The organism is Rhizobium metallidurans (assembly GCF_014196505.1).
In the GTDB taxonomy this organism is placed as follows: domain Bacteria; phylum Pseudomonadota; class Alphaproteobacteria; order Rhizobiales; family Rhizobiaceae; genus Rhizobium; species Rhizobium metallidurans.
The window spans coordinates 39025-58832 of sequence record NZ_JACIDW010000018.1 but is presented as its reverse complement, the minus strand read 5'-3'; the positions used below and the strand labels follow the sequence as shown (position 1 = coordinate 58832).

Below are 19808 nucleotides of genomic sequence, written 5' to 3'. Positions count from 1 at the left end.
ACAATGGTCAAGCGGGTGGGAGTCCGCAGGGGAGGACATCATGAGTTTGGAGACTGTCGAGGCGGCGCCAGTGGTGTTGTCGGCCCGGCGCATATGCAAATCCTTCAGCGGGGTGCAGGTCCTCTTCAGCGTCAATTTCGAGCTGCGCGCCGGTGAAATCCATGCGCTGATGGGCGAGAATGGTGCCGGAAAGTCGACGCTCGTCAAGGTGATGTCCGGCTTCGAGCAGCCGACCTCGGGCGAAATCATTCTCGACGGCCAGCCGATCGTGCTGCCTCCGAACGGGGCGGCCGAAGCGCTGGGCATCGTCATCATCCACCAGGAATTCAATCTCGCCGACCATCTGACCGTCGCCGAGAGCCTGTTTCTCGGCCGCGAGGTCACACGCTTCGGCGTGCTCGATCGCAAGTTCATGCGCTCGGAAACCCGCAAGGCGCTCGATCTGCTCGGCTCGCATGTCGATGAGAACGCGCTGATCAGCACGCTTTCGATCGCCGACAAGCAGATGGTGGAGATCGCCAAGGCGATCAGCCGCGATGCGCGCGTGGTGTTCATGGACGAGCCGACGGCGGTGCTGTCGCGCGAGGAGACCAATTTCCTGTTCAAGCAGGTGCGCAAGCTGCGCGACAAGGGCACCAGCTTCGTCTTCGTCTCGCACAAGCTCGACGAGGTCATGGAGCTGACCGACCGGGTCACCGTGCTACGCGACGGGCAGTGGGTGAAGACGGCGCCGACGGCGATGCTCGACGGTGAATCGATCGCGCAGCTGATGGTCGGCCGCGAACTTTCCAGCCTCTATCCGACCAAGAACGAGCCCGATGTCGACGAGGAGATCGTGCTGAAGGTCGAGGGTATCTCGACCGGGTATGTGCACGATGCCAGCTTCGAGGTGCGCAAGGGCGAGATCATCGGCTTTTCCGGCATGATCGGCTCCGGCCGCACGGAACTGATGGAGGCGATCGCCGGCCTACGCGGCCGCGCTTCCGGCGAAGTCGTCATCCGCGGCGAGACCATTCCGTCGGGTGACGTACATGCGGCCAATCGCGCCGGCCTTGCCTACATGACCAAGGATCGCAAGCACAAGGGCTTGCTGCTCGGCTCCAACATGCTGGCCAACCTGACGCTGCAGTCGCTGGGCCAGCATTCGCGGCACGGCTACCTCAGCCCTAGCAGCGAGGCCAGGGCGCTGGCGAAAGCGCGGCGGCGCTTTGATATCCGTGTGCGCGACGCCAATATCGTGGCCGGGCGCATGTCTGGCGGCAACCAGCAGAAGCTGCTGCTCGCCAAGGTCATGGAGACCGACCCGGAGATCATCATCATCGACGAGCCGACACGCGGCATCGATGTCGGCACCAAGCAGCAGATCTATCATTTCATCTCGGCATTGGCGCGCGACGGGCGCTCGATCATCGTCGTCTCCTCGGAGATGCCCGAGGTGATCGGGCTCTGCACGCGGGTGGCTGTCATGCGCGAGGGGCGGATCGTCGGCGTGCTTGAGGGCGACGAGATCTCCGAGCAGGAGATCATGCGCTATGCGGCGGGCCTGAAGAAGAAGGCCGCGTAAGGCGGCCGCGGGAGACAACCGCCGTTAGGCGGAACAACGGACAGAATGCCGGCAGGCATGACGGGAGGATGACTTTGGACATGAGTGCGAACGACGAGACCAGTCAGCTCAGGCGGCGTTCCTGGCGGGATATCGATCTCAGGGCGGTCGCGCCGTTCGCGGCGCTGGCGTTGCTGCTGGTCGTCGGCGCGCTGGTCAACCCGAACTTCATCGGCATCACCAACCTCGCCAATGTCGCGACCCGCAGCGCCTTCATCGCCATCATCGCGGTCGGCGCCACCTTCGTAGTCTCGTCGGGGGATCTCGACCTCTCGGTGGGGTCGATGGTCGCCTTCGTGGCCAGCCTGATGATCCTTCTGATGAACTCGGCCATCATCGCCGATCCCGCGCTGATGCTCGCCGTCGCCGTCGTCTTCACCATCGTCGCCGGTGCGCTCTGCGGGCTCGCGAACGGGCTGATCACCACGGTCGGAAAAATCGAGCCGTTCATCGCCACGCTCGGCACGATGGGCATCTATCGCGGCCTGACGACATGGCTCTCACAGGGCGGCGCCATCACGCTGCGCTCGGCCGAGCAGCAGTCGCTTTACCGCCCCGTCTATTTCGGTTCGATCGCGGGCGTGCCGGTGCCGATCATCGTCATCCTCGCGGTCACCGCGGTCGCCGCCTTCATTCTCTATCGCACGCGCTATGGCCGCCATGTCGTGGCCGTCGGCTCGAACCGCGACGTGGCGCGCTATTCCGGCATCGCCGTCAACAAGGTGCGCACCATCGCCTTCGTCATCCAGGGGCTTTGCGTGGCGATCGCCGTGCTGCTCTACGTTCCGCGTCTCGGCTCGACGTCGGCGACGACGGGCATCCTGTGGGAGCTGCAGGCGATCACCGCGGTCGTCGTCGGCGGCACGGCGCTGAAGGGTGGGGCGGGGCGCGTCTGGGGCACGATCTGCGGCGCCTTCATTCTCGAACTGGTCGGCAACATCATGCTGCTCTCGAATTTCATCTCGGAATATCTGATCGGCGCCATCCAGGGCTCGATCATCATCATCGCCATGCTCGTGCAGCGGTCGCTGGCGCGCAGGTAGCAAGGGATCGGCCGGGTCGGCGGGGCGCCCGGTCTCAAGGTTCGCAAGCCCTGGGGTTCAATGGGAGGAAGATAGACATGCGTAAGACAATGTTCAGTTTGGCGGTCGTCGCGGCGGCGCTGCTCGCCGGCGTCGCGCAGGCGGCGGACAAGAAGACCATCGGCGTTTCCATTCCGGCCGCCGACCACGGCTGGACCGCCGGCGTGGTGTTCCATGCCGAGCGCGTCGCCAAGCTCTTGAAGGCCGAATATCCGGATATCAACGTGATCGTAAAGACCTCGCCGGATGCCGCGAGCCAGGCGAACGCGGTGCAGGATCTGGCAACGCAGGGCATCGACGCGCTGGTCATCCTGCCGTCGGACCCCGATCCGCTGGTCAACGCCATCAAGGAAGTCAAGGCCAAGGGCACCTTCGTGACGCTGGTCGACCGCGCGCCAAGCACCAACGACGATTCCGTGCGCGATCTCTACGTCGCCGGCAACAACCCGGCGCTTGGCGAAGTCGCCGGCAAGTACATCAAGGAAACCACGCCCGACGCGCAGGTCGTCGTCATCCGCGGCCTGCCGATCCCGATCGACCAGCAGCGCCAGGACGGCTTCGACAAGGGTATCGCCGGCTCCAACGTCAAGGTTCTCGACCGCCAGTTCGGCAACTGGAACCGCGACGATGCCTTCAAGGTGATGCAGGATTATCTCACCAAGTACCCGAAGATCGACGTGGTCTGGTGCCAGGACGACGACATGGCCGTCGGCGTGCTGCAGGCGATCGAGCAGGCCAAGCGCACCGACATTAAGTATGTCGTGGCCGGCGCCGGCTCCAAGGACATGGTCAAGAAGGTCATGGACGGCGACAAGATGATCCCGGTCGACGTTCTCTATCCGCCGGCGATGGTCGGCACCGCCATGGAACTGACGGCCGCGGCGCTCTACGACCAGGTCCCGGTTCGCGGCAACTACATCCTCGACGCCACGCTGGTGACGAAGGACAACGCCAAGGACTTCTACTTCCCGGATTCGCCGTTCTGATCCTTGTGAATACGAGGCGCCCGCTCGAAAGGGCGGGCGTCTTTACTCTGGCAGCAAGCCTGCCTTGGCGAGGTCGCCGACAAAGCGCTCGATGAAGGTTTCGCTCATCGCGGGCTTGAGGCCGAAGTAGAATTCACGCCTCGCATCCTCAAGGGTCATGCCGGGGCGGAAGCCGTAGAGATCGGCGATCGCCTGGCGCGCCTCCCTGATCTTGCCCTGCCGTCCGAGGATCGCCGCCAGGGCCATCGCCGGCCAGAAGGTGACGTTCGGCGAGCGCATCGATGCGCGCGCGGCGTCGGCCGCCTCGTCGAGCCTGTCCATCTGGTAGTTGGCGAAGGCCATCATGCTGTGAAAGGTCCAGAGATGCGGATCGCGCGGACTGAGCCGAAAGGCTTCCCGGATCTCGACCATCCCTTCCTCGGGGCGGTCGGCATAACAGAGCGCCTGGCCGAGCGCGAAATGCGCCTGGGCAAAGCTGTGATCGAGTTTCGCGGCGTGGCGCAGATGCGCGATGCCGGCCTGTGTCGCGCCATCGAGGGCCAGGGCGCGACCGAGCGCCAGATGCGCGGCCGGCTCCTTCTCGTCGAGCGTGATCGCCCGTTCGGCAAGCTCGATCGCCTCGCATATGCGACCCGAGCGCTCCTCGAGAGAGCCGTACCAGCCGAGCTGGATATGGACATAGGCCAGCCGCGCCTGCGCCTGCGCGAAGCTCGGATCGATGGAGATCGCCTGCTCGAACAGATGCTTGGCCGTGTTCAAATCGTCGACCGTGAAGCGGTAGAGATGCCAGAGGCCCTTCAGGTAGATCTCCCAGGCCGTCATGTCGACGATCGAGCGGCCGCGAAGCGCCGCGAATTCGATGACGCTCAATTCGGGCTCGATCGTCCCCGTGATCTCGGAGGCGATCTCGTCCTGGAGGTCGAAGATATCGGCGAGCATGCGGTCGTAGCGTTCGGCCCAGAGCAGCGTGCCCTCGTTTCCATCCAGCAGTTGCGCGGTGATGCGGATGCGGGTGTCGGAGCGCCGGACGCTGCCTTCGAGTACATATTTGACGCCGAGATTCTCGGCGACGCGGCGGGCATCGACGGCGCGACCCTTGAAGCTGAAGGAGGAATTGCGGGCGGCGACGAGCAGCCAGCGACAGCGCGCCAGGGTCGCGATCAGCTCGTCGGTGAAGCCGTCGGAAAAATGCTCCTGCCCCTCGATATTGGACATGTTGGCAAACGGAAGCACCGCGATGGAAGGACGCCTGCGCTGCGGCGGCCGCGTTGGCATCGCCTGGTCCTGGCCCTCGTCGTCGGGGCCGTCCGTTTCCCTTCCGGGCGGAAACCAGCGCCACACCCGCACCGGATGCTCGATGTTCTTCAGTTTGCGGTTGCCGAAGTCGGTGGCCTCGAAGTCGAGCGCCGCGCCGATCTGGTCGCGCACCTGCTGCGACAGGCAGATGCCGCCGGCCGGCGCCAATGCCTGCAGCCGCGCGGCGATGTTGACGCTCTCGCCGAAGATGTCGCCATCCTCGGTCAGGACGTCGCCGACATGGATGCCGATACGCCAGATCATCCGGCGGTCGGGCTTCACCTCCCGGTTGAGCGCCAGAATGGCCTCCTGGATCTCCATCGCGCAACGCAACGCATCGATCACGCTGGAAAATTCCGCCAGCGTGCCGTCTCCGACGAATTTCACGACATGTCCGCGATACCTGTTTATGGCGGGAACGACGATCTCGGTGTTGTGGTGTTTCAGCGCGGCAAAGGTTCCCGCTTCATCGTGGCCCATCAGCCGGGAGAAGCCGACAACATCCGCATCCAAGATTGCCGCCAGCCGCCGCGTCATCGACCACCCTCCTGGTCGACCCAGAGTAGCACGCGGTGGCGGGAAGTCCACAAAGATGCGCCGGGAAGGGGCCGCGCGGGGCGCGGGCGCCAAGAAATGCGGTACGTACGTCTTGCGGGTGGGTGCCCGACATGGTTTAGTCGCCACCTCGAATTGATGTCCGTCGGGGCAGATTTGCATTCTCGCCAAAATCGGCTTGCAGAGTGTGAATCGCGTGTTAAAACTGATCCAGAAACGTTTACGGTCATCTTTTAGGGAGGAATTGACATGAAAACGATCAAGGGCCCAGGCTTGTTCCTCGGGCAGTTCGCGGGCGATGCCGCGCCTTTCAACTCGTGGGATGCAATCACCAAGTGGGCCGCCGACACCGGCTACAAGGGCGTGCAGGTTCCGACCTGGGCGGGCCAGCTGATCGACTTGAAGAAGGCCGCGTCTTCCAAGGATTATTGCGACGAGCTTGCCGGCGTGGCGCGCCAGAACGGCGTCGAGATCACCGAGCTTTCCACCCACCTGCAGGGCCAGCTGGTCGCCGTGCATCCGGCCTATGACGAAGCCTTCGATGGCTTCGCCGCACCCGAGGTGCGCGGCAATCCTAAAGCGCGTCAGGAATGGGCTGTCGAGCAGGTGAAGATGGCGCTGACGGCGTCGAAGCACCTCGGCATCAAGGCGCATGCGACCTTCTCCGGCGCGCTCGCCTGGCCGTTCATCTACCCCTGGCCGCAGCGCCCGGCCGGCCTCGTCGAGACCGCCTTCGACGAGCTCGCCAAGCGCTGGACGCCGATCCTCGATCACGCCGACGAAAACGGTGTCGACATCGCCTACGAGATCCATCCCGGCGAAGACCTGCATGACGGCGTCACCTTCGAGATGTTTCTCGAGCGCGTGAAGAACCATCCGCGCGCCAACATGCTCTACGATCCCTCGCACTACGTGCTGCAGTGCCTGGATTACCTCGACAACATCGACATCTACAAAGACCGGATCAAGATGTTCCACGTCAAGGATGCGGAGTTCAACCCGACGGGCCGCCAGGGCGTCTATGGCGGCTACCAGGGCTGGGTCGAACGCGCCGGCCGCTTCCGCTCGCTCGGCGACGGCCAGGTCGATTTCGGGGCGGTGTTCTCGAAGATGACGGCCAACAATTTCGATGGCTGGGCCGTGGTCGAATGGGAATGCGCGCTGAAGCATCCGGAAGACGGCGCGCGCGAGGGTGCCGAGTTCGTCAAGTCGCACATCATCCGCGTGACGGAGAAGGCCTTCGACGACTTCGCCGGCAGCGGCACGGACCAGGCGGCCAACCGGCGGATGCTGGGGATTTAAGCTGGGTTTCGTCTGGTAGGAGAGGTGGTGCCGTGTGGCCCCCTCATCCGACCCTTCGGGCCACCTTCTCCCCGTTGGAGAGAAGGGAAGGTCGAGCGAGCGGCCCGCCCCGAGTCTCTTCTCCCCAACGGGGAGAAGGTGCCGGCAGGCGGATGAGGGGGCCACACGGCACAGCGTTAAATCCACTTCACGCAAATACAGCACAAACTTGGAGGAACACATGGCAATCGAAGCATCAACGGAACACACGCGCGAGCCGCGCATCCGTCTCGGCATGGTCGGCGGTGGCGCCGGGGCTTTCATTGGAGCGGTGCACCGCATCGCTGCCCGCATCGACGATCAATATGAGCTGATCGCGGGCGCGCTGTCGTCGACGCCGGAAAAGGCGATGGCATCGGGCGCCGATCTCGGGCTCGATCCGAGCCGCACCTATTCCAGCTATCGCGAGATGGCGATCCGCGAGGCGAAGCTGAAGAACGGCATCGAGGCGGTGTCGATCGTCACGCCAAACCACGTGCATTACGACGCCGCCAAGGAGTTCCTGCGTCGCGGCATCCATGTCATCTGCGACAAGCCGCTGACCTCGAACCTGGCCGATGCCAAGAAGCTGAAGAAAATCGCCGACGAAAGCGGCGCGCTGTTCATCCTCACGCATAATTACACCGGCTATCCGATGGTGCGCCAGGCGCGCGAGATGATCGCCAATGGCGAACTCGGCGATATCCGCCTGGTGCAGGCCGAATATCCGCAGGACTGGCTGACCGAGGCCGTCGAGCAGCAGGGCGCCAAGCAGGCCGTGTGGCGCACCGACCCGGCGCAGTCGGGTGCCGGCGGTTCCACCGGCGATATCGGCACGCATGCCTATAACCTCGCCACCTTCGTTTCCGGCCTCGAGCTCGACAGTCTTGCCGCCGATCTCGACAGCTTCGTCGAAGGCCGCCGTCTCGACGACAACGCGCATGTGATGCTGCGCTTCAAGGCCAAGGGCTCGGAAAAGCCGGCCAAGGGCATGCTCTGGTGCAGCCAGGTGGCGCCGGGTCACGAAAACGGGCTGAAGGTCCGCGTCTACGGCACCAAGGGTGGCCTGGAATGGGTGCAGGCCGATCCGAACTATCTCTGGTTCACGCCGTTCGGCGAGCCGAAGCGCCTGATCACCCGCAACGGCGCCGGCTCCGGTCCTGCCGCCGCCCGCGTCTCGCGCATTCCATCCGGTCATCCGGAAGGCTATCTCGAAGCCTTCGCGACGATCTACACGGAAGCCGCGCACGCCATCAACGCGCACAAGAAGGGCAAGGCGGTCGACAAGGCCGTGGTCTACCCGACGGTCGACGACGGCGTGAAGGGCGTCGCCTTCGTGGATGCCTGCGTGGCGTCGTCGAAGCGCAATGGGGCCTGGGTCAAGGTGTAAGTTCTCTCAGAGCCAGTGGTCCCCTCGGGGCAAGCGGCTCGCTCCCCCTCTCCCCTCGGGGAGAGGGTAGGGTGAGGGGGCTACTTGCTCCGTCACCTACTTTTAATCAAGCCGCAGCAACGCCCTGCTTGCGCTTCAGCATCGCATCGAGGCTGTAAGGACCGGCGCCAGCAGCGAAGATATAGAGGAAGATGAAGCAGAAGAGGATGGCGGCGACGCCGCCGTTCTGGGCGGGGTAGAAGCTCTTCGAGGCATGGCCGATGAAATAGGCGGATGCCATGACGCCGGAGAGAACGAAGGCGGCGATGCGGGTCTGAAAGCCGATCAGCACGAGAAAGCCAAGGACCAGCTCGAACACGCCGGCGATCCACGGCAGCGAGCCGACGTCGGGTACGCGCTCGGCGGCCGGGAAATACAGGATCTTCTGTGTGCCATAGCTGAAGAGCACGAGCGAGGAAACGATGCGCAGCAGGCTCAGCAAGGCCGGCTGCAGGGCGTGGATCGAAGCGAACATGGCTGACCTTTCATCAGGGGACACTGCTCGAAGCCTTCCGCCACGATCCGGACAATAACAATTCACGAGTTTTGACATCGGCGTTATCGACGGGCTGGCCGTCTCGTTACAACGCCTGCAGGAAACGCCGCAGCTTTTCGCGCAATGCGTAGTTCTGTTCCAGCATGCCGGGATAGTCGAAATGGCCGGCGTCGAGGACGAAGATTTCATTGTCCCTGGATGTCGGCACGGCATTGGCGACGGCGAACTGGCAGGGCGGGGCGACGGCGGGGTCGAAGAGGGCGGGAGCGACCAGCATCGGCACGGTGATGCGGATGGCGGCGGTCGCGGCGTCGAAGAGGCGGAGGTGATCGAGCACGCCTTCATGTGTTTTCGCGTAAGCCTGGGCGGAATCGGCGCTGCCGACGGTGGGAAGCGTCAGCCAGCTGGCGCGGTCGCCGAACGTCGGGACGACGAGATGGCCCCTCGCTATTCGGGGATCGAAGGGAATGCCGAGCGCGCCGATGCCGCCGCCGAAGCTGGCGCCGACATAGCCGATATGGCCATCCAGCCAGGGATAGAGCGCAAGCAGCGTCGATACGCCGAGCCAGAGATCCTCGACGCAGCCGCCGATGACATAGTCGTCGGGCCTGTCGATGCCGTGGAGCACATGGCCCGGCGCATCCGGCGGAATAGAGGGGTGCCGGCTCTGCGACATGCCGCGAAAGCAGGGAAAGAGCAGTGCCGTCTCTTCCACCGGCTGGTCGAAATCCGGCGCCTCGCGGCCGCCATAGCCGTGGCCGACGATGACGCCGCGCCTGACCGTCCCGCCGCGCGGCAACAGCAGCCAGCCGCCGATCGCGACATCACCGGTCGAGACATAGGTGATGTCGAGAATGCGCCAGGCGGGATGGGTCAGCGCGCTCCTTTGCACGCGCGGCCGCGGATCGGTGGCGATCGCCCGTTCGTAGCGCTTCCGCCAGAAGGCGTCGAAGCCCGGTGGGGCTTCGGGCGGAGCGATGGCGCGCAGCGTGTCGAGCGTCATGCCGTAGGTGGGGTCGAAGGGGAAGGGGTGGGTCTTGGGGATGCTCATGGGCAAGTTGTTTCGTGGAAATGGGGGCATTGCAAGGCGGGGTGCGTTATTGTCTTGGTGGAAAAATCCCCTCCGCATCCTGCCCAAAGACCCCTCCCCAACCCCTCCCCACAAGGGGGAGGGGCTAACTCGTTGCGCCCTCTGTGCCACGTCATGCCATCAGCGGCTGTTGAGAGGCTCCTGTTTGGCGAAGAGCGTGCGCCCGGCAAGCCCCTCCCCCTTGTGGGGAGGGGTTGGGGAGGGGACTTGTTATGGGCTTGGGAGGGGACTTGCCATGAGCGGTAGCGGGGCCTTTGCACCCGCCCGCCTTGATTTCACCCCACCGCCTGTCTAGATTGCAGCCATCCGCAATACCAACAGGACGGTGCACCATGGATTTCAACCCGATCGCAATGCCGCTTTGCCTTGCCATCCGGGGAAATCATGTCCATGCCATCCATTACCCTTTCCAATCTCTCGTGGTCCACGCCTGACGGGCGACCGCTTTTTTCCAATCTCGATCTGAGCTTCGGGGCCGAGCGCGCCGGGCTGGTCGGTCGCAATGGTGTCGGCAAGACGACGCTTCTGAGGCTGATCACGGGTGAGCTCGCTCCGCAATCCGGCAGCGTCGCGGTCAGCGGGCGTCTCGGCGTGCTGCGCCAGGCGGTGCAGGTCGAAGCCGAACAGACGGTGGCCGATCTCTTCGGCGTCCGCACGGCGCTCGACATCGTCGCGCGCGCGGTTGTCGGCGAGGCCTCGGCCGATGAGGTCGCCGCCGCCGACTGGACGCTCGAGACCCGGCTTGCCGATGCGCTTGATCGTATGGGGTTCGCGGCTGAACCCGATACGCCGCTCACCTCGCTGTCGGGCGGCCAGCGCACGCGGGTCGGGCTGGCGGCGCTGATCTTCGGCGAACCGGATTTCCTCATCCTCGATGAGCCGACGAACAATCTCGACCGCGACGGCCGCGAGGCGGTGATCGCACTGCTTCAGAGCTGGCGGGGCGGCGCGCTTGTCGTCAGCCACGATCGCGCGCTTCTGGAGCGGATGGATGCGATCGTCGAGATGACGACGCTGGGCGCCAGGCGCTATGGCGGCAATTGGAGCGCGTTTCAGGCACGCAAGGCGGTCGAGCTTGCGGCGGCCGAACACGACCTCGCGGATGCCGAAAAGCGGGTGGCGGATGTCGCCCGCGGCGCGCAGCTTTCGGCCGAGCGGCAGGCGCGCAGCGACAAAGTCGGCGCCAAGAAGGCGGCGCGGGGCGATATGCCACGCATCGCAGCCGGAGGCCTGAAGCGGGCAGCGGAAAACACGAAAGGAGACAAGGTCCGGCTCGGCGAGAAGCGGCGCGAGGAGGCGATGGAGGATGCCAGTGCGGCGCGCGAGCGCATCGAGATCCTGCAGCCGTTTTCCGCGAAGCTGGCGTCACCGCATCTGCCGTCGTCGCGGGTAGTGCTGCGGCTCGATGGCGTGACGGCCGGATATGAGGCGGATATGCCCGTGATTACCAATCTCTCCTTTGCGATCACAGGGCCGGAGCGGGTGGCGGTCGAGGGGCCGAACGGTTCGGGCAAGACGACGCTGCTGTCGCTCGTCACCGGGCGGATCGCGCCATGGGCGGGAACGGTCGCGGTGCCCGTGGACCTTGCCGTCTTCGACCAGAGCGTCAGTCTGCTCGACCGGTCGCTGTCGATCGCCGAGAATTTCCGCAGGCTCAATCCCGGTGCGAACGAGAATGCCTGCCGCGCGGCGCTGGCGCGGTTCATGTTCCGCGCCGATGCCGCCCTTCAGCAGGTTTCGACGCTGAGCGGCGGGCAATTGCTGCGCGCCGGCTTGGCCTGCGTGCTGGGCGGAGCGGAGCCGCCGCCGCTGCTGGTGCTCGACGAGCCGACCAACCATCTCGATATCGATTCCATCGCCGCCGTGGAGGCGGGCCTTGCCGCCTATGACGGAGCGCTTCTCGTCGTCAGCCACGATGCGGTGTTTCTCGAGCGGATCGGGATCACGCGGCGGCTGTTGCTGCCATCGGGCGAGGATGTCCTTTGAGGGTGCGCGGTCGTATTCAGCTGTAACGTTACAGATTTGACATTTCAAACCTATACGTAGAGTAGAAAGCAGCCGGAAGCGCGACGCAGCCAACCGGCCGAGTTTGGAGGATTTCAGTTTGACGATTGACGCGAAAACCATTGATGCCAAGGCCCTGGCCGCCCGCTTTCCCGGCGATTTCACCTTTGGCGTGGCGACGGCCGCCTTCCAGATCGAGGGCGCTTCGAAGGCCGATGGGCGCAAGCCGTCGATCTGGGATGCCTTCTGCAACATGCCGGGCCGGGTCTTCAATCGCGACAATGGCGACGTCGCCTGCGATCACTATAACCGTCTCGACGAGGATCTCGATCTGATCCAGTCGCTCGGTGTCGAGGCCTACCGCTTCTCCATCGCCTGGCCGCGCATCATCCCTGATGGTACTGGGCCGGTGAACGAGAGGGGGCTCGATTTCTACGATCGCCTCGTCGATGGCTGCAAGGCACGCGGTATCAAGACCTTCGCGACGCTCTACCACTGGGACCTGCCGCTATTGCTTGCCGGCGACGGCGGCTGGACGGCGCGGTCGACGGCCTATGCCTATCAGCGCTACGCCAAGACCGTGATGGCGCGTCTCGGCGATCGTCTCGATAGCGTCGCGACCTTCAACGAGCCGTGGTGCATCGTCTGGCTCAGCCATCTCTACGGCATCCACGCGCCGGGCGAGCGCAACATGCAGGCGGCACTGCACGCCATGCACCATATGAACCTCGCCCATGGTCTCGGCGTCGAGGCGATCCGCTCGCAAGCGCCGAACGTGCCTGTCGGCCTGGTGCTCAACGCCATGTCGGTCATCCCGGGTTCCGAGAGCGCCGCCGACCGGGCCGCCGGCGAGCGGGCGCACCAGTTCCACAACGGCGCCTTCTTCGATCCCGTCTTCAAGGGCGAATATCCGAAGGAGTTCCTGGAGGCGCTCGGCGATCGCATGCCCGTGGTCGAGGAGGGTGATCTTACTGTTATCAGCCAGAAGCTCGACTGGTGGGGGCTCAACTATTACACGCCGCTGCGCGTGGCCGACGATCCCAAGAAGAGCGGCGATTTCCCCTGGACGGTCGAGGCGCCCCGTGTCAGCGACGTCAAGACCGATATCGGCTGGGAGGTCTATGCGCCGGCGCTGAAGCATGTGTTGGAGGATCTCTACCGCCGCTACGACCTGCCGGAGTGCTACATCACCGAGAACGGCGCCTGCGACAATACCGGCATGGACGCGGGCGCGGTCGAGGACAAGATGCGGCTCGATTATTATATCCAGCACCTCGATGTCGTCGCCGACCTCATCAAGGACGGCTATCCGATGCGCGGCTATTTCGCCTGGAGCCTGATGGACAATTTCGAATGGGCGGAGGGTTATCGCATGCGCTTCGGCCTCGTGCATGTCGATTACGACACCCAGGTCCGCACGGTAAAGAAGAGCGGCAAGTGGTATTCGGAGCTCGCCGCGCAGTTTCCCAAGGGTAATCACAAGAGCGCGTGATCGTATTCGGCCGAATTGTCTATGCGGCAGGTAGATTATTTCCTGCTGCACCGCACAAACAAAAAAACATCCCTGTCCGGTTTCAACCGATGACGGCATAAGTTGCAGCAACAGGAAAGGCAAAGCGCCTTTCCCGAACGCCCGCCACGAAAGCCGCATCCATGTCCCGCATCCGTGATTGTCTTCGAATGTGCCGCCCGATTGGCTAATCGGTGCGATAGCGGTTATAGAACCGCCAGTTTTTGAAGACCAACACTTGCGAGCATGACATGACACTCCAACATCAGGCCAAACAAGACGCTGCCCCAGGCGCGTCCGGCGGCCATTCCGGGCAGGGCCCGGAGGGCGCCGCGGGAGCTATCCCGATGGTGGCCTTCGAGCGCGCCGGCAAGCGCTACGGACCTCATGGCGAGGGCGGGTTCACCGCGGTCGAGAATGTCGATCTCACCGTGGCGCGCGGTGCCATCACCGGCATCATCGGCCGCTCCGGCGCGGGAAAGTCGACGCTGATCCGCATGGTCAACGGGCTGGAGAGCGCAACCTCGGGCAGGGTGCTCGTCGATGGCGTGGATGTTGGGGCGCTCAGCGAAGAGGGGCTTCGCGGCCTGCGCCGCCAGGTCGGCATGATCTTCCAGCACTTCAACTTGCTTTCCTCGCGCACCGCCTTCGACAATGTGGCGCTGCCGCTGGAGATCGCGGGTGTCGACAAGAAGACGATCCGCGCCAAGGTCGGGCCGCTGCTCGACCTCGTCGGTCTCGGCGACAAGCAGGGCAACTATCCCTCGGAGCTGTCGGGCGGGCAGAAGCAGCGCGTCGGCATCGCCCGCGCTCTGGCGACCGATCCGAAGCTGCTGCTCTCCGACGAGGCGACCTCGGCGCTCGATCCGGAGACGACGCAGTCGATCCTCGAGCTCCTGAAGCGCATCAATGCCGAACTCGGCCTCACCGTTCTCCTCATCACCCATGAGATGGAGGTGGTGAAGACGATCGCCAGCCACGTCGCGGTGATCGATGCCGGCCGCATCGTCGAGGCCGGCCGGACTTTCGACGTCTATACGAATCCCAAGCACCAGACGACGCGCACGCTGCTCGCCTCGGCGCTGAAGCTGCCGGAATGGCTGCGTTCAGGCATCAAGGCGCAGCCATCAGTGGGCGACCGGGCGCTGGTGCGGCTGGTGTTCTTCGGCGAGACCGCCTTCAAGCCCCTGACCGGGCGGCTGGTCGCCGAGCTCGGCTCCGACGTCAATATCCTTGCCGGCGCGATCGAGGAGATCGGGGGCGAGCCCTTCGGGTCGCTCGTCGTGTCCTATTCCGCCGATCCTGATGTGATCGCTCGCGCCGATCGCTTCTATTCGGAAACCGGTCTCAAGACGGAGGTGCTCGGTTATGTCGCCTGATATGATCTTCAACCTCCTCTCCAAGGCGCTGATGCAGACGCTGCAGATGGTGTTCGTCGCCGGCATCGTCGGCTCGATCATTGGCCTGCCGATCGGCGTGTTCCTCGCCACCTCGGGCAAGGGCGAGCTTTTTCCGGCGCCGAAGACCAACCGCGTGCTCGGCCTGGTCGTCAACGCCGCGCGCTCGACGCCGTTCATCATCCTCGTGGTCGCCATCGTGCCGCTGACGCGGCTTTTGACGGGAACGTCGATCGGCACCTGGGCCGCGATCGTGCCGCTTACGATCGCAACCATCCCGTTCTTCGCGCGCCTAGTCGAATCCGCCATCCGCGAGATCGACAAGGGGCTGATCGAGGCCGCCCGCGCCATGGGCGCCACGCCGTTCCAGATCGTGCTCAAGGTGCTGCTGCCCGAGGCGCGGCCGAGCATCCTGATGGCATTGACCATGACCATCGTCAGCCTGATCGGCTACTCCGCCATGGTCGGCGCCGTCGGCGGCGGCGGCCTTGGAGACCTCGGCATCCGCTTCGGCTACCAGCGCTTCAACCCGGAGATGATGGTGATCGTCGTCGTGGTGCTGATCGTGCTGGTGCAGGTGGTGCAAAGCGCCGGCGACGGCCTTGCCCGGCGCTTCGACAAGCGCAACCGGAAAAACTGATCCATTAACAACAAACCATAATTCAACACAGGAGACACCCATGAAGAAGTTCATCATCGCAGCCGCGATCGCCGCCTTCGCGGCCGGCTCGGCATTCGCCGAAAACATCAAGGTCGGCGTCACGCCCGGCGAGCACGCGCAGATCATGGAAAAGGTCGCCGAGATCGCCAAGACCAAGGGTCTCAACATCGAGATCGTCGAGTTCTCCGACTATGTCGTGCCGAACCAGGCGCTCAACGATGGCGATATCCAGGCCAACTCGTTCCAGCACCAGCCCTACCTCGACAACCAGATCGCCGACCGCAAGTTCGATCTCGTCAGCATCGGCACGACGATCACCACCCCGATGGGCGTCTATTCCAAGAAGGTGAAGAGCCTCGACGAGCTGAAGGAAGGCGCAACCGTCGCCATCCCGAACGACCCGACCAATGGCGGCCGCGCGCTGCTCGTTCTCGCCTCCAAGGGCCTGATCAAGTTCAAGGACAATCCTGGCGTCAAGGTCACCGTCGCCGACATCATAGAGAACCCGAAGAAGATCGACTTCGCCGAAATCGACGCCGCGCAGCTGCCGCGCTCGCTCGATGACGTCGACGCCGCCGTCATCAACACCAACTATGCCATGGAAGCCGGCCTGCACCCGAAGACCGATGCCATCGCCATCGAGAGCGAAAAGTCGCCTTACGCCAACGTGATCGTTGTCCGTACCGCCGACAAGGACGCACCGTGGGCGAAGACGCTGGTCGAATCCTACCACGACGAAAGCATCCGCAAGTTCATCAACGAACAGTTCAAGGGCGCGCTGATCCCGTCCTGGTAAGACCTGAATTATCGTGATCCGAGATGAAGCGGTCCGGTCCTGCCGGGCCGCTTTTTCGTTGTGGCGACCCGTGGGATGACGCAAGCTGGCGCCATGGACGTAAGCCGGCTCTTCGAGATTCAGCCGTTCATGGCGGCGATATTTTGAACGCGCTTGCAAAATTACGCGCGCATATTCGCGGCGGACGTTTTCACAAGCATGGCTTAATATGTCCATGTATCTGAAATTTAAATGCTTTCTCGGTGTTTTGCACGATCTTGTCCATAAGGGTTTGCTTAATCGTTCAAGCGTTGTTTTAACCGTTTTTTGAAGGCTTGTGGGCAGTATTCCGGCCAGGGAGAATGCATGCCATCGATCTTCAGCACACGCAGCGCGATTCTGGGTGCCGGTCGCCACACCACCGTGGCGGGGGTGCTGTTTTCGTTCGCCGTCGTCGTCGCGGTCGTGACGATGATGGTACTCAACGCGCTCGGTCACGTGGCGCAGAAGTCCAACGTGCTGGATGACGAGCGCTCGCGCGAGACCATTTCCGGCGCGCTGCACAATTTCGTCTCGCAACTCGGCGCCACGCTCAACGATTACGCGGCATGGGACGATGCCGCCACCAATGTCTACGCCACCGATGGCATGGACTGGACGGTGTCGAACTACGGCGAGATGTCCGTCAACAGCGCGCTGTTCGACATGGCTGTCGTCATCGACGAGGACAAGACGCCGATCATGGTCTACCGCGACGGCAAGCCGATGGACGGCGCGTTGGAGGAGTTTTTCTCGCCGGCTCTCTGGGCGCTGTTCGACAAGGTGAAGGCCGCCGGGCCTCGGGATGTCCCCGAGGCATCCGGTTTCATCCGCACGCAATCCGGCATCGCCGTCGGCGGCGTGGCGCTGGTGCGGCAGAAGTCCGGCGCGCCGGCCGCCGGCGCCGGCAAGAAGCGCTATCTCATCTTCATCCGCCATCTCGATGCCGCCAAGATCGACGAGATCGGCAAGACCTATGTCATAGGCGGACTGCAGCTGGTCGCCGCCGATCGCGAGGCCGCCTATTCCGTGCCGATCGAGGATACGCTCGGCGTGTCGCTCGGCAAGCTGATCTGGACCTCGCGCGCCCCCGGCGATGTCGGTTACGCCGACGTGCGCCGGCAGGTGGTGCAGGCGCTCTGCCTCGTCGGCCTGTTCTTCGTCGTGCTGCTGATCATCGGCTGGCTTGCCGGGCGCCGGCTTAAGAGCGAGGAGATCGTCGCCCGCGAGGAAGCGCTTCGCGACCGGCTGAGCGGGCTCTTGAACCGCGACGGCCTGCGCGTCTCCGTCGATGCGATGGTGGCATCGGCCCGGCAGACCGAGGACAATGTCCAGCTTCTCTATCTCGATCTCGACGGCTTCAAGGAGGTCAACGATTCCTACGGCCACGGCACCGGCGATCAGCTGATCCGGGCGGTGGCGGCGGGCCTGAAAGTGCTGATCCCCGAGGGCGCCGTGCTCGCCCGCATCGGCGGCGACGAATTCGCCATCGTCTTCGCCTCGCCGCGCGCCGATGCGGCGGCGTTGCAGCTTTCCGAGCATATTCTCGATTTCCTGGCCGAGCCGCTGGAAATCGGTCGCCGGGTGGTCGTCATTGGCGCCAGCATCGGGATCGCGGTTTCGCCCGGTGGCAAGGTCGATCGCGAGGAGCTGGTGCGGCGCGCCGATCTCGCCATGTACAAGGCCAAGGAAGCCGGCCGCGCCCGCATGACGCTCTACGATCCCGCCATGGATGCCGATCGCGAGGAACGCAACGCGCTGGAACTCGACCTGCGCCAGGCGATCGAGGGCGGGGATCTGACGCTTGCCTACCAGCCGCTGATCGGCGCCGACAGCAACGAGATGGTCGGCGTCGAGGCCCTGGTGCGCTGGAACCGCCCCGGTCACGGGCCGGTGTCGCCCGATGTGTTCATTCCGGTCGCCGAGACCAGCGGGTTGATCGAGGCGCTCGGACTGTTCGTGCTGCGCAAGGCCTGCGAGACCGCCAAGCAATGGCCGGAACTGAAGATCGCCGTCAACGTCTCGCCCGGCCAGTTCCGCAATCCGGCCTTCACCGATTACGTGCGTTACGTGCTGCGGCAGACGGAGATCGAGGCCAAGCGGGTGACGCTCGAGGTGACCGAGGGTTACATGATCCAGAATCCGAAGCGGACGCGCCAATCCATCGAGCAGCTGAAAACGCTTGGCGTCAAGATCGCGCTCGACGACTTCGGCTCGGGCTTTTCGTCGATCGGCTATCTCCGGCAGTTCGGTTTCGACCGCATCAAGATCGACCGCTCGCTGATCATGGATATCGAGCACAGCGAGAGCCAGCGCGAAATGCTGAAGGCGACCGTGGCGCTCGCCAGCTCGCTCGATATTCCCGTCACCGCCGAGGGCATCGAGACGCCGGAGCAGGCCGATATCGCATCGCAGTTCGGTTGCGATACGCTGCAGGGCTTCTTCTTCAGCAAGCCGGTCTCCGCCGACGACATCACCGAGCGGTTGATGGAAGCGCGTGCGCGCAAGGCCGGCGGGCGGCGCGTCAACGCCGCCTGATCGGGCCGTTATCCAGAAACTAAGCCGACCCTGTCAGGTGCCGATGTGCTTCTGGCCGCGTTTCCTCGCGAGCGCGACCTGCAGCTGGCGCTGGCGGAAGCGCAGTCGGTCCTCCTCGGTGCGGCTGTCGTAGCACTGGCTGCAGGACACGCCTTCCTCGTACTTGTCCGAGGTGATCTCTTCCGCGGTGATCGGATTGCGGCAGGCATGGCAGAGCTTGTGGCCGCCCTCCTTCAAGCCATGCTCGACCGAAACGCGCTCGTCGAACACGAAGCAGGCGCCTTCCCAGAGGCTTTCTTCCTGCGGCACTTCCTCCAGATATTTCAGGATGCCGCCCTTGAGGTGGTAGACCTCCTCGAAGCCCTGCTCCTTCATGAAGGCGGTGGCCTTCTCGCAGCGTATGCCGCCGGTGCAGTACATGGCGATCTTCGGCTTGTTGTGCAGGCCGGTGTTGTTCTTCACCCAATCAGGAAATTCGCGGAAGGTCTTGGTGTTCGGGTCGACGGCGCCCTTGAAGATGCCGATCGCCGTCTCGTAATCGTTGCGGGTGTCGATGACGATCGTATCGGGATCGGAGATCAGCGCGTTCCAATCCTTCGGCGCGACATAGGTGCCGACGATCTTGTTGGGGTCGATGTTGTCGACGCCCATCGTCACGATCTCTTTCTTCAGCTTCACCTTCATGCGCACGAAGGGCATTTTCGACGCGCGGCTTTCCTTGTGCTCGAGGCGGGCGAATTCCGGCATGGCGTGCAGATGGGCCAGCACCGCGACAATGCCCGCATCCGGCCCGGCGATGGTGCCGTTGATGCCTTCATGGGCGAGCAGCAGCGTACCCTTGACGCCATTATCCTCGCATAGCTGTTGCAGCGGCGCGCGCAGGCTTTCGAAGTGCGGCACGGAAACGAAATGATAAAGGGCCGCGACGAGGAAAGGGCTCGTCGCCTGATGGGTCGATGTGTCGGTCATGCGGCTGGAAATACAGCTTTCGGTGCTCAAGCGCAATCGCCCGCGGGTGCGGCCAATA

15 protein-coding genes are annotated in these 19808 nt (G+C 64.0%); 11 read left to right on the top strand and 4 right to left on the bottom strand.

Going from position 1 to position 19808, the window contains the following annotated elements:
* Window positions 1–40 precede the first annotated feature (40 nt).
* The 3 genes from GGQ67_RS20600 to GGQ67_RS20590 all read left to right on the top strand — a co-directional run bounded on the left by GGQ67_RS20600 (window position 41) and on the right by GGQ67_RS20590 (window position 3671).
* Window positions 41–1564 (top strand): sugar ABC transporter ATP-binding protein, encoded by a 1524-nt coding sequence (locus tag GGQ67_RS20600; RefSeq protein ID WP_183902002.1) that lies wholly within the window; start codon window positions 41–43, stop codon window positions 1562–1564.
* A gap of 80 nt (window positions 1565–1644) precedes the next feature.
* A complete protein-coding gene (locus GGQ67_RS20595; protein ID WP_183902001.1) occupies window positions 1645–2646 on the top strand; it encodes an ABC transporter permease in 1002 nt (333 codons plus the stop codon).
* A 77-nt stretch (window positions 2647–2723) separates the two neighbouring features.
* Entirely contained in the window at window positions 2724–3671 is a 948-nt protein-coding gene (locus GGQ67_RS20590; protein ID WP_183902000.1) for a substrate-binding domain-containing protein, read from the top strand.
* Window positions 3672–3713: 42 nt separating this feature from the next.
* On the opposite strand, the gene GGQ67_RS20585 is transcribed toward GGQ67_RS20590, so the two are convergent.
* A complete protein-coding gene (locus tag GGQ67_RS20585) occupies window positions 3714–5504 on the bottom strand; it encodes an adenylate/guanylate cyclase domain-containing protein (protein WP_183901999.1) in 1791 nt (596 codons plus the stop codon).
* Window positions 5505–5771: 267 nt separating this feature from the next.
* On the opposite strand from GGQ67_RS20585, the gene GGQ67_RS20580 reads away from it, so the two are divergent.
* Both GGQ67_RS20580 and GGQ67_RS20575 read left to right on the top strand, forming a co-directional pair.
* Complete coding sequence (locus tag GGQ67_RS20580; RefSeq protein ID WP_183901998.1) at window positions 5772–6824, top strand: sugar phosphate isomerase/epimerase family protein; 1053 nt, start codon at window positions 5772–5774, stop codon at window positions 6822–6824.
* Window positions 6825–7044: 220 nt separating this feature from the next.
* Window positions 7045–8232, top strand: coding sequence for a Gfo/Idh/MocA family protein (locus tag GGQ67_RS20575; protein ID WP_183901997.1), 1188 nt, complete (start codon window positions 7045–7047; stop codon window positions 8230–8232).
* A 106-nt stretch (window positions 8233–8338) separates the two neighbouring features.
* Here GGQ67_RS20575 and GGQ67_RS20570 read toward each other — a convergent pair whose 3' ends face one another.
* Window positions 8339–8746 carry a DoxX family protein gene (locus GGQ67_RS20570; RefSeq protein ID WP_183901996.1) on the bottom strand — a complete coding sequence of 136 codons (408 nt, stop codon included), beginning with the start codon at window positions 8744–8746 and terminating at the stop codon, window positions 8339–8341.
* 106 nt (window positions 8747–8852) lie between these two features.
* Window positions 8853–9818, bottom strand: a complete 966-nt coding sequence (locus GGQ67_RS20565; RefSeq protein WP_183901995.1) for an acetylxylan esterase — start codon at window positions 9816–9818, stop codon at window positions 8853–8855.
* Window positions 9819–10241: 423 nt separating this feature from the next.
* Between GGQ67_RS20565 and GGQ67_RS20560 the strand changes: the two genes are divergently transcribed.
* The 6 genes from GGQ67_RS20560 (at window position 10242) to GGQ67_RS20535 (ending at window position 18781) form a co-directional block, all read left to right on the top strand.
* Window positions 10242–11843 (top strand): ABC-F family ATP-binding cassette domain-containing protein, encoded by a 1602-nt coding sequence (locus tag GGQ67_RS20560; protein WP_425503817.1) that lies wholly within the window; start codon window positions 10242–10244, stop codon window positions 11841–11843.
* A gap of 118 nt (window positions 11844–11961) precedes the next feature.
* A complete protein-coding gene (locus GGQ67_RS20555) occupies window positions 11962–13353 on the top strand; it encodes a GH1 family beta-glucosidase (protein ID WP_183901993.1) in 1392 nt (463 codons plus the stop codon).
* 365 nt (window positions 13354–13718) lie between these two features.
* Window positions 13719–14750 (top strand): methionine ABC transporter ATP-binding protein, encoded by a 1032-nt coding sequence (locus GGQ67_RS20550; RefSeq protein WP_183901992.1) that lies wholly within the window; start codon window positions 13719–13721, stop codon window positions 14748–14750.
* Window positions 14740–15408 (top strand): methionine ABC transporter permease, encoded by a 669-nt coding sequence (locus tag GGQ67_RS20545; protein WP_183901991.1) that lies wholly within the window; start codon window positions 14740–14742, stop codon window positions 15406–15408. Before GGQ67_RS20550 ends, GGQ67_RS20545 begins: the two co-directional genes overlap by 11 nt.
* A 40-nt stretch (window positions 15409–15448) precedes the next feature.
* Window positions 15449–16225, top strand: a complete 777-nt coding sequence (locus GGQ67_RS20540) for a MetQ/NlpA family ABC transporter substrate-binding protein (protein ID WP_183901990.1) — start codon at window positions 15449–15451, stop codon at window positions 16223–16225.
* A 345-nt stretch (window positions 16226–16570) separates the two neighbouring features.
* Window positions 16571–18781 (top strand): bifunctional diguanylate cyclase/phosphodiesterase, encoded by a 2211-nt coding sequence (locus GGQ67_RS20535; RefSeq protein ID WP_183901989.1) that lies wholly within the window; start codon window positions 16571–16573, stop codon window positions 18779–18781.
* 33 nt (window positions 18782–18814) lie between these two features.
* Here the strand turns inward: GGQ67_RS20535 and trhO are convergent, their stop codons facing one another.
* Window positions 18815–19750: an oxygen-dependent tRNA uridine(34) hydroxylase TrhO gene (gene trhO / locus GGQ67_RS20530; protein WP_183902034.1), complete on the bottom strand. Its 936-nt coding sequence runs from the start codon at window positions 19748–19750 to the stop codon at window positions 18815–18817.
* Window positions 19751–19808 lie beyond the last annotated feature (58 nt).

What these genes read in the sequence shown, in the direction of transcription:
- GGQ67_RS20565 (WP_183901995.1), bottom strand. Translation starts at nt 9,818, where the DNA reads ATGAGCATCCCCAAGACCCACCCCTTCCCCTTCGACCCCACCTACGGC.
- GGQ67_RS20575 (WP_183901997.1), top strand. Translation starts at nt 7,045, where the DNA reads ATGGCAATCGAAGCATCAACGGAACACACGCGCGAGCCGCGCATCCGT.
- GGQ67_RS20550 (WP_183901992.1), top strand. Translation starts at nt 13,719, where the DNA reads ATGGTGGCCTTCGAGCGCGCCGGCAAGCGCTACGGACCTCATGGCGAG.
- GGQ67_RS20600 (WP_183902002.1), top strand. Translation starts at nt 41, where the DNA reads ATGAGTTTGGAGACTGTCGAGGCGGCGCCAGTGGTGTTGTCGGCCCGG.
- GGQ67_RS20545 (WP_183901991.1), top strand. Translation starts at nt 14,740, where the DNA reads ATGTCGCCTGATATGATCTTCAACCTCCTCTCCAAGGCGCTGATGCAG.
- GGQ67_RS20590 (WP_183902000.1), top strand. Translation starts at nt 2,724, where the DNA reads ATGCGTAAGACAATGTTCAGTTTGGCGGTCGTCGCGGCGGCGCTGCTC.
- GGQ67_RS20580 (WP_183901998.1), top strand. Translation starts at nt 5,772, where the DNA reads ATGAAAACGATCAAGGGCCCAGGCTTGTTCCTCGGGCAGTTCGCGGGC.
- GGQ67_RS20540 (WP_183901990.1), top strand. Translation starts at nt 15,449, where the DNA reads ATGAAGAAGTTCATCATCGCAGCCGCGATCGCCGCCTTCGCGGCCGGC.
- trhO (WP_183902034.1), bottom strand. Translation starts at nt 19,750, where the DNA reads ATGACCGACACATCGACCCATCAGGCGACGAGCCCTTTCCTCGTCGCG.
- GGQ67_RS20560 (WP_425503817.1), top strand. Translation starts at nt 10,242, where the DNA reads ATGTCCATGCCATCCATTACCCTTTCCAATCTCTCGTGGTCCACGCCT.
- GGQ67_RS20585 (WP_183901999.1), bottom strand. Translation starts at nt 5,504, where the DNA reads ATGACGCGGCGGCTGGCGGCAATCTTGGATGCGGATGTTGTCGGCTTC.
- GGQ67_RS20570 (WP_183901996.1), bottom strand. Translation starts at nt 8,746, where the DNA reads ATGTTCGCTTCGATCCACGCCCTGCAGCCGGCCTTGCTGAGCCTGCTG.
- GGQ67_RS20595 (WP_183902001.1), top strand. Translation starts at nt 1,645, where the DNA reads ATGAGTGCGAACGACGAGACCAGTCAGCTCAGGCGGCGTTCCTGGCGG.
- GGQ67_RS20535 (WP_183901989.1), top strand. Translation starts at nt 16,571, where the DNA reads ATGCCATCGATCTTCAGCACACGCAGCGCGATTCTGGGTGCCGGTCGC.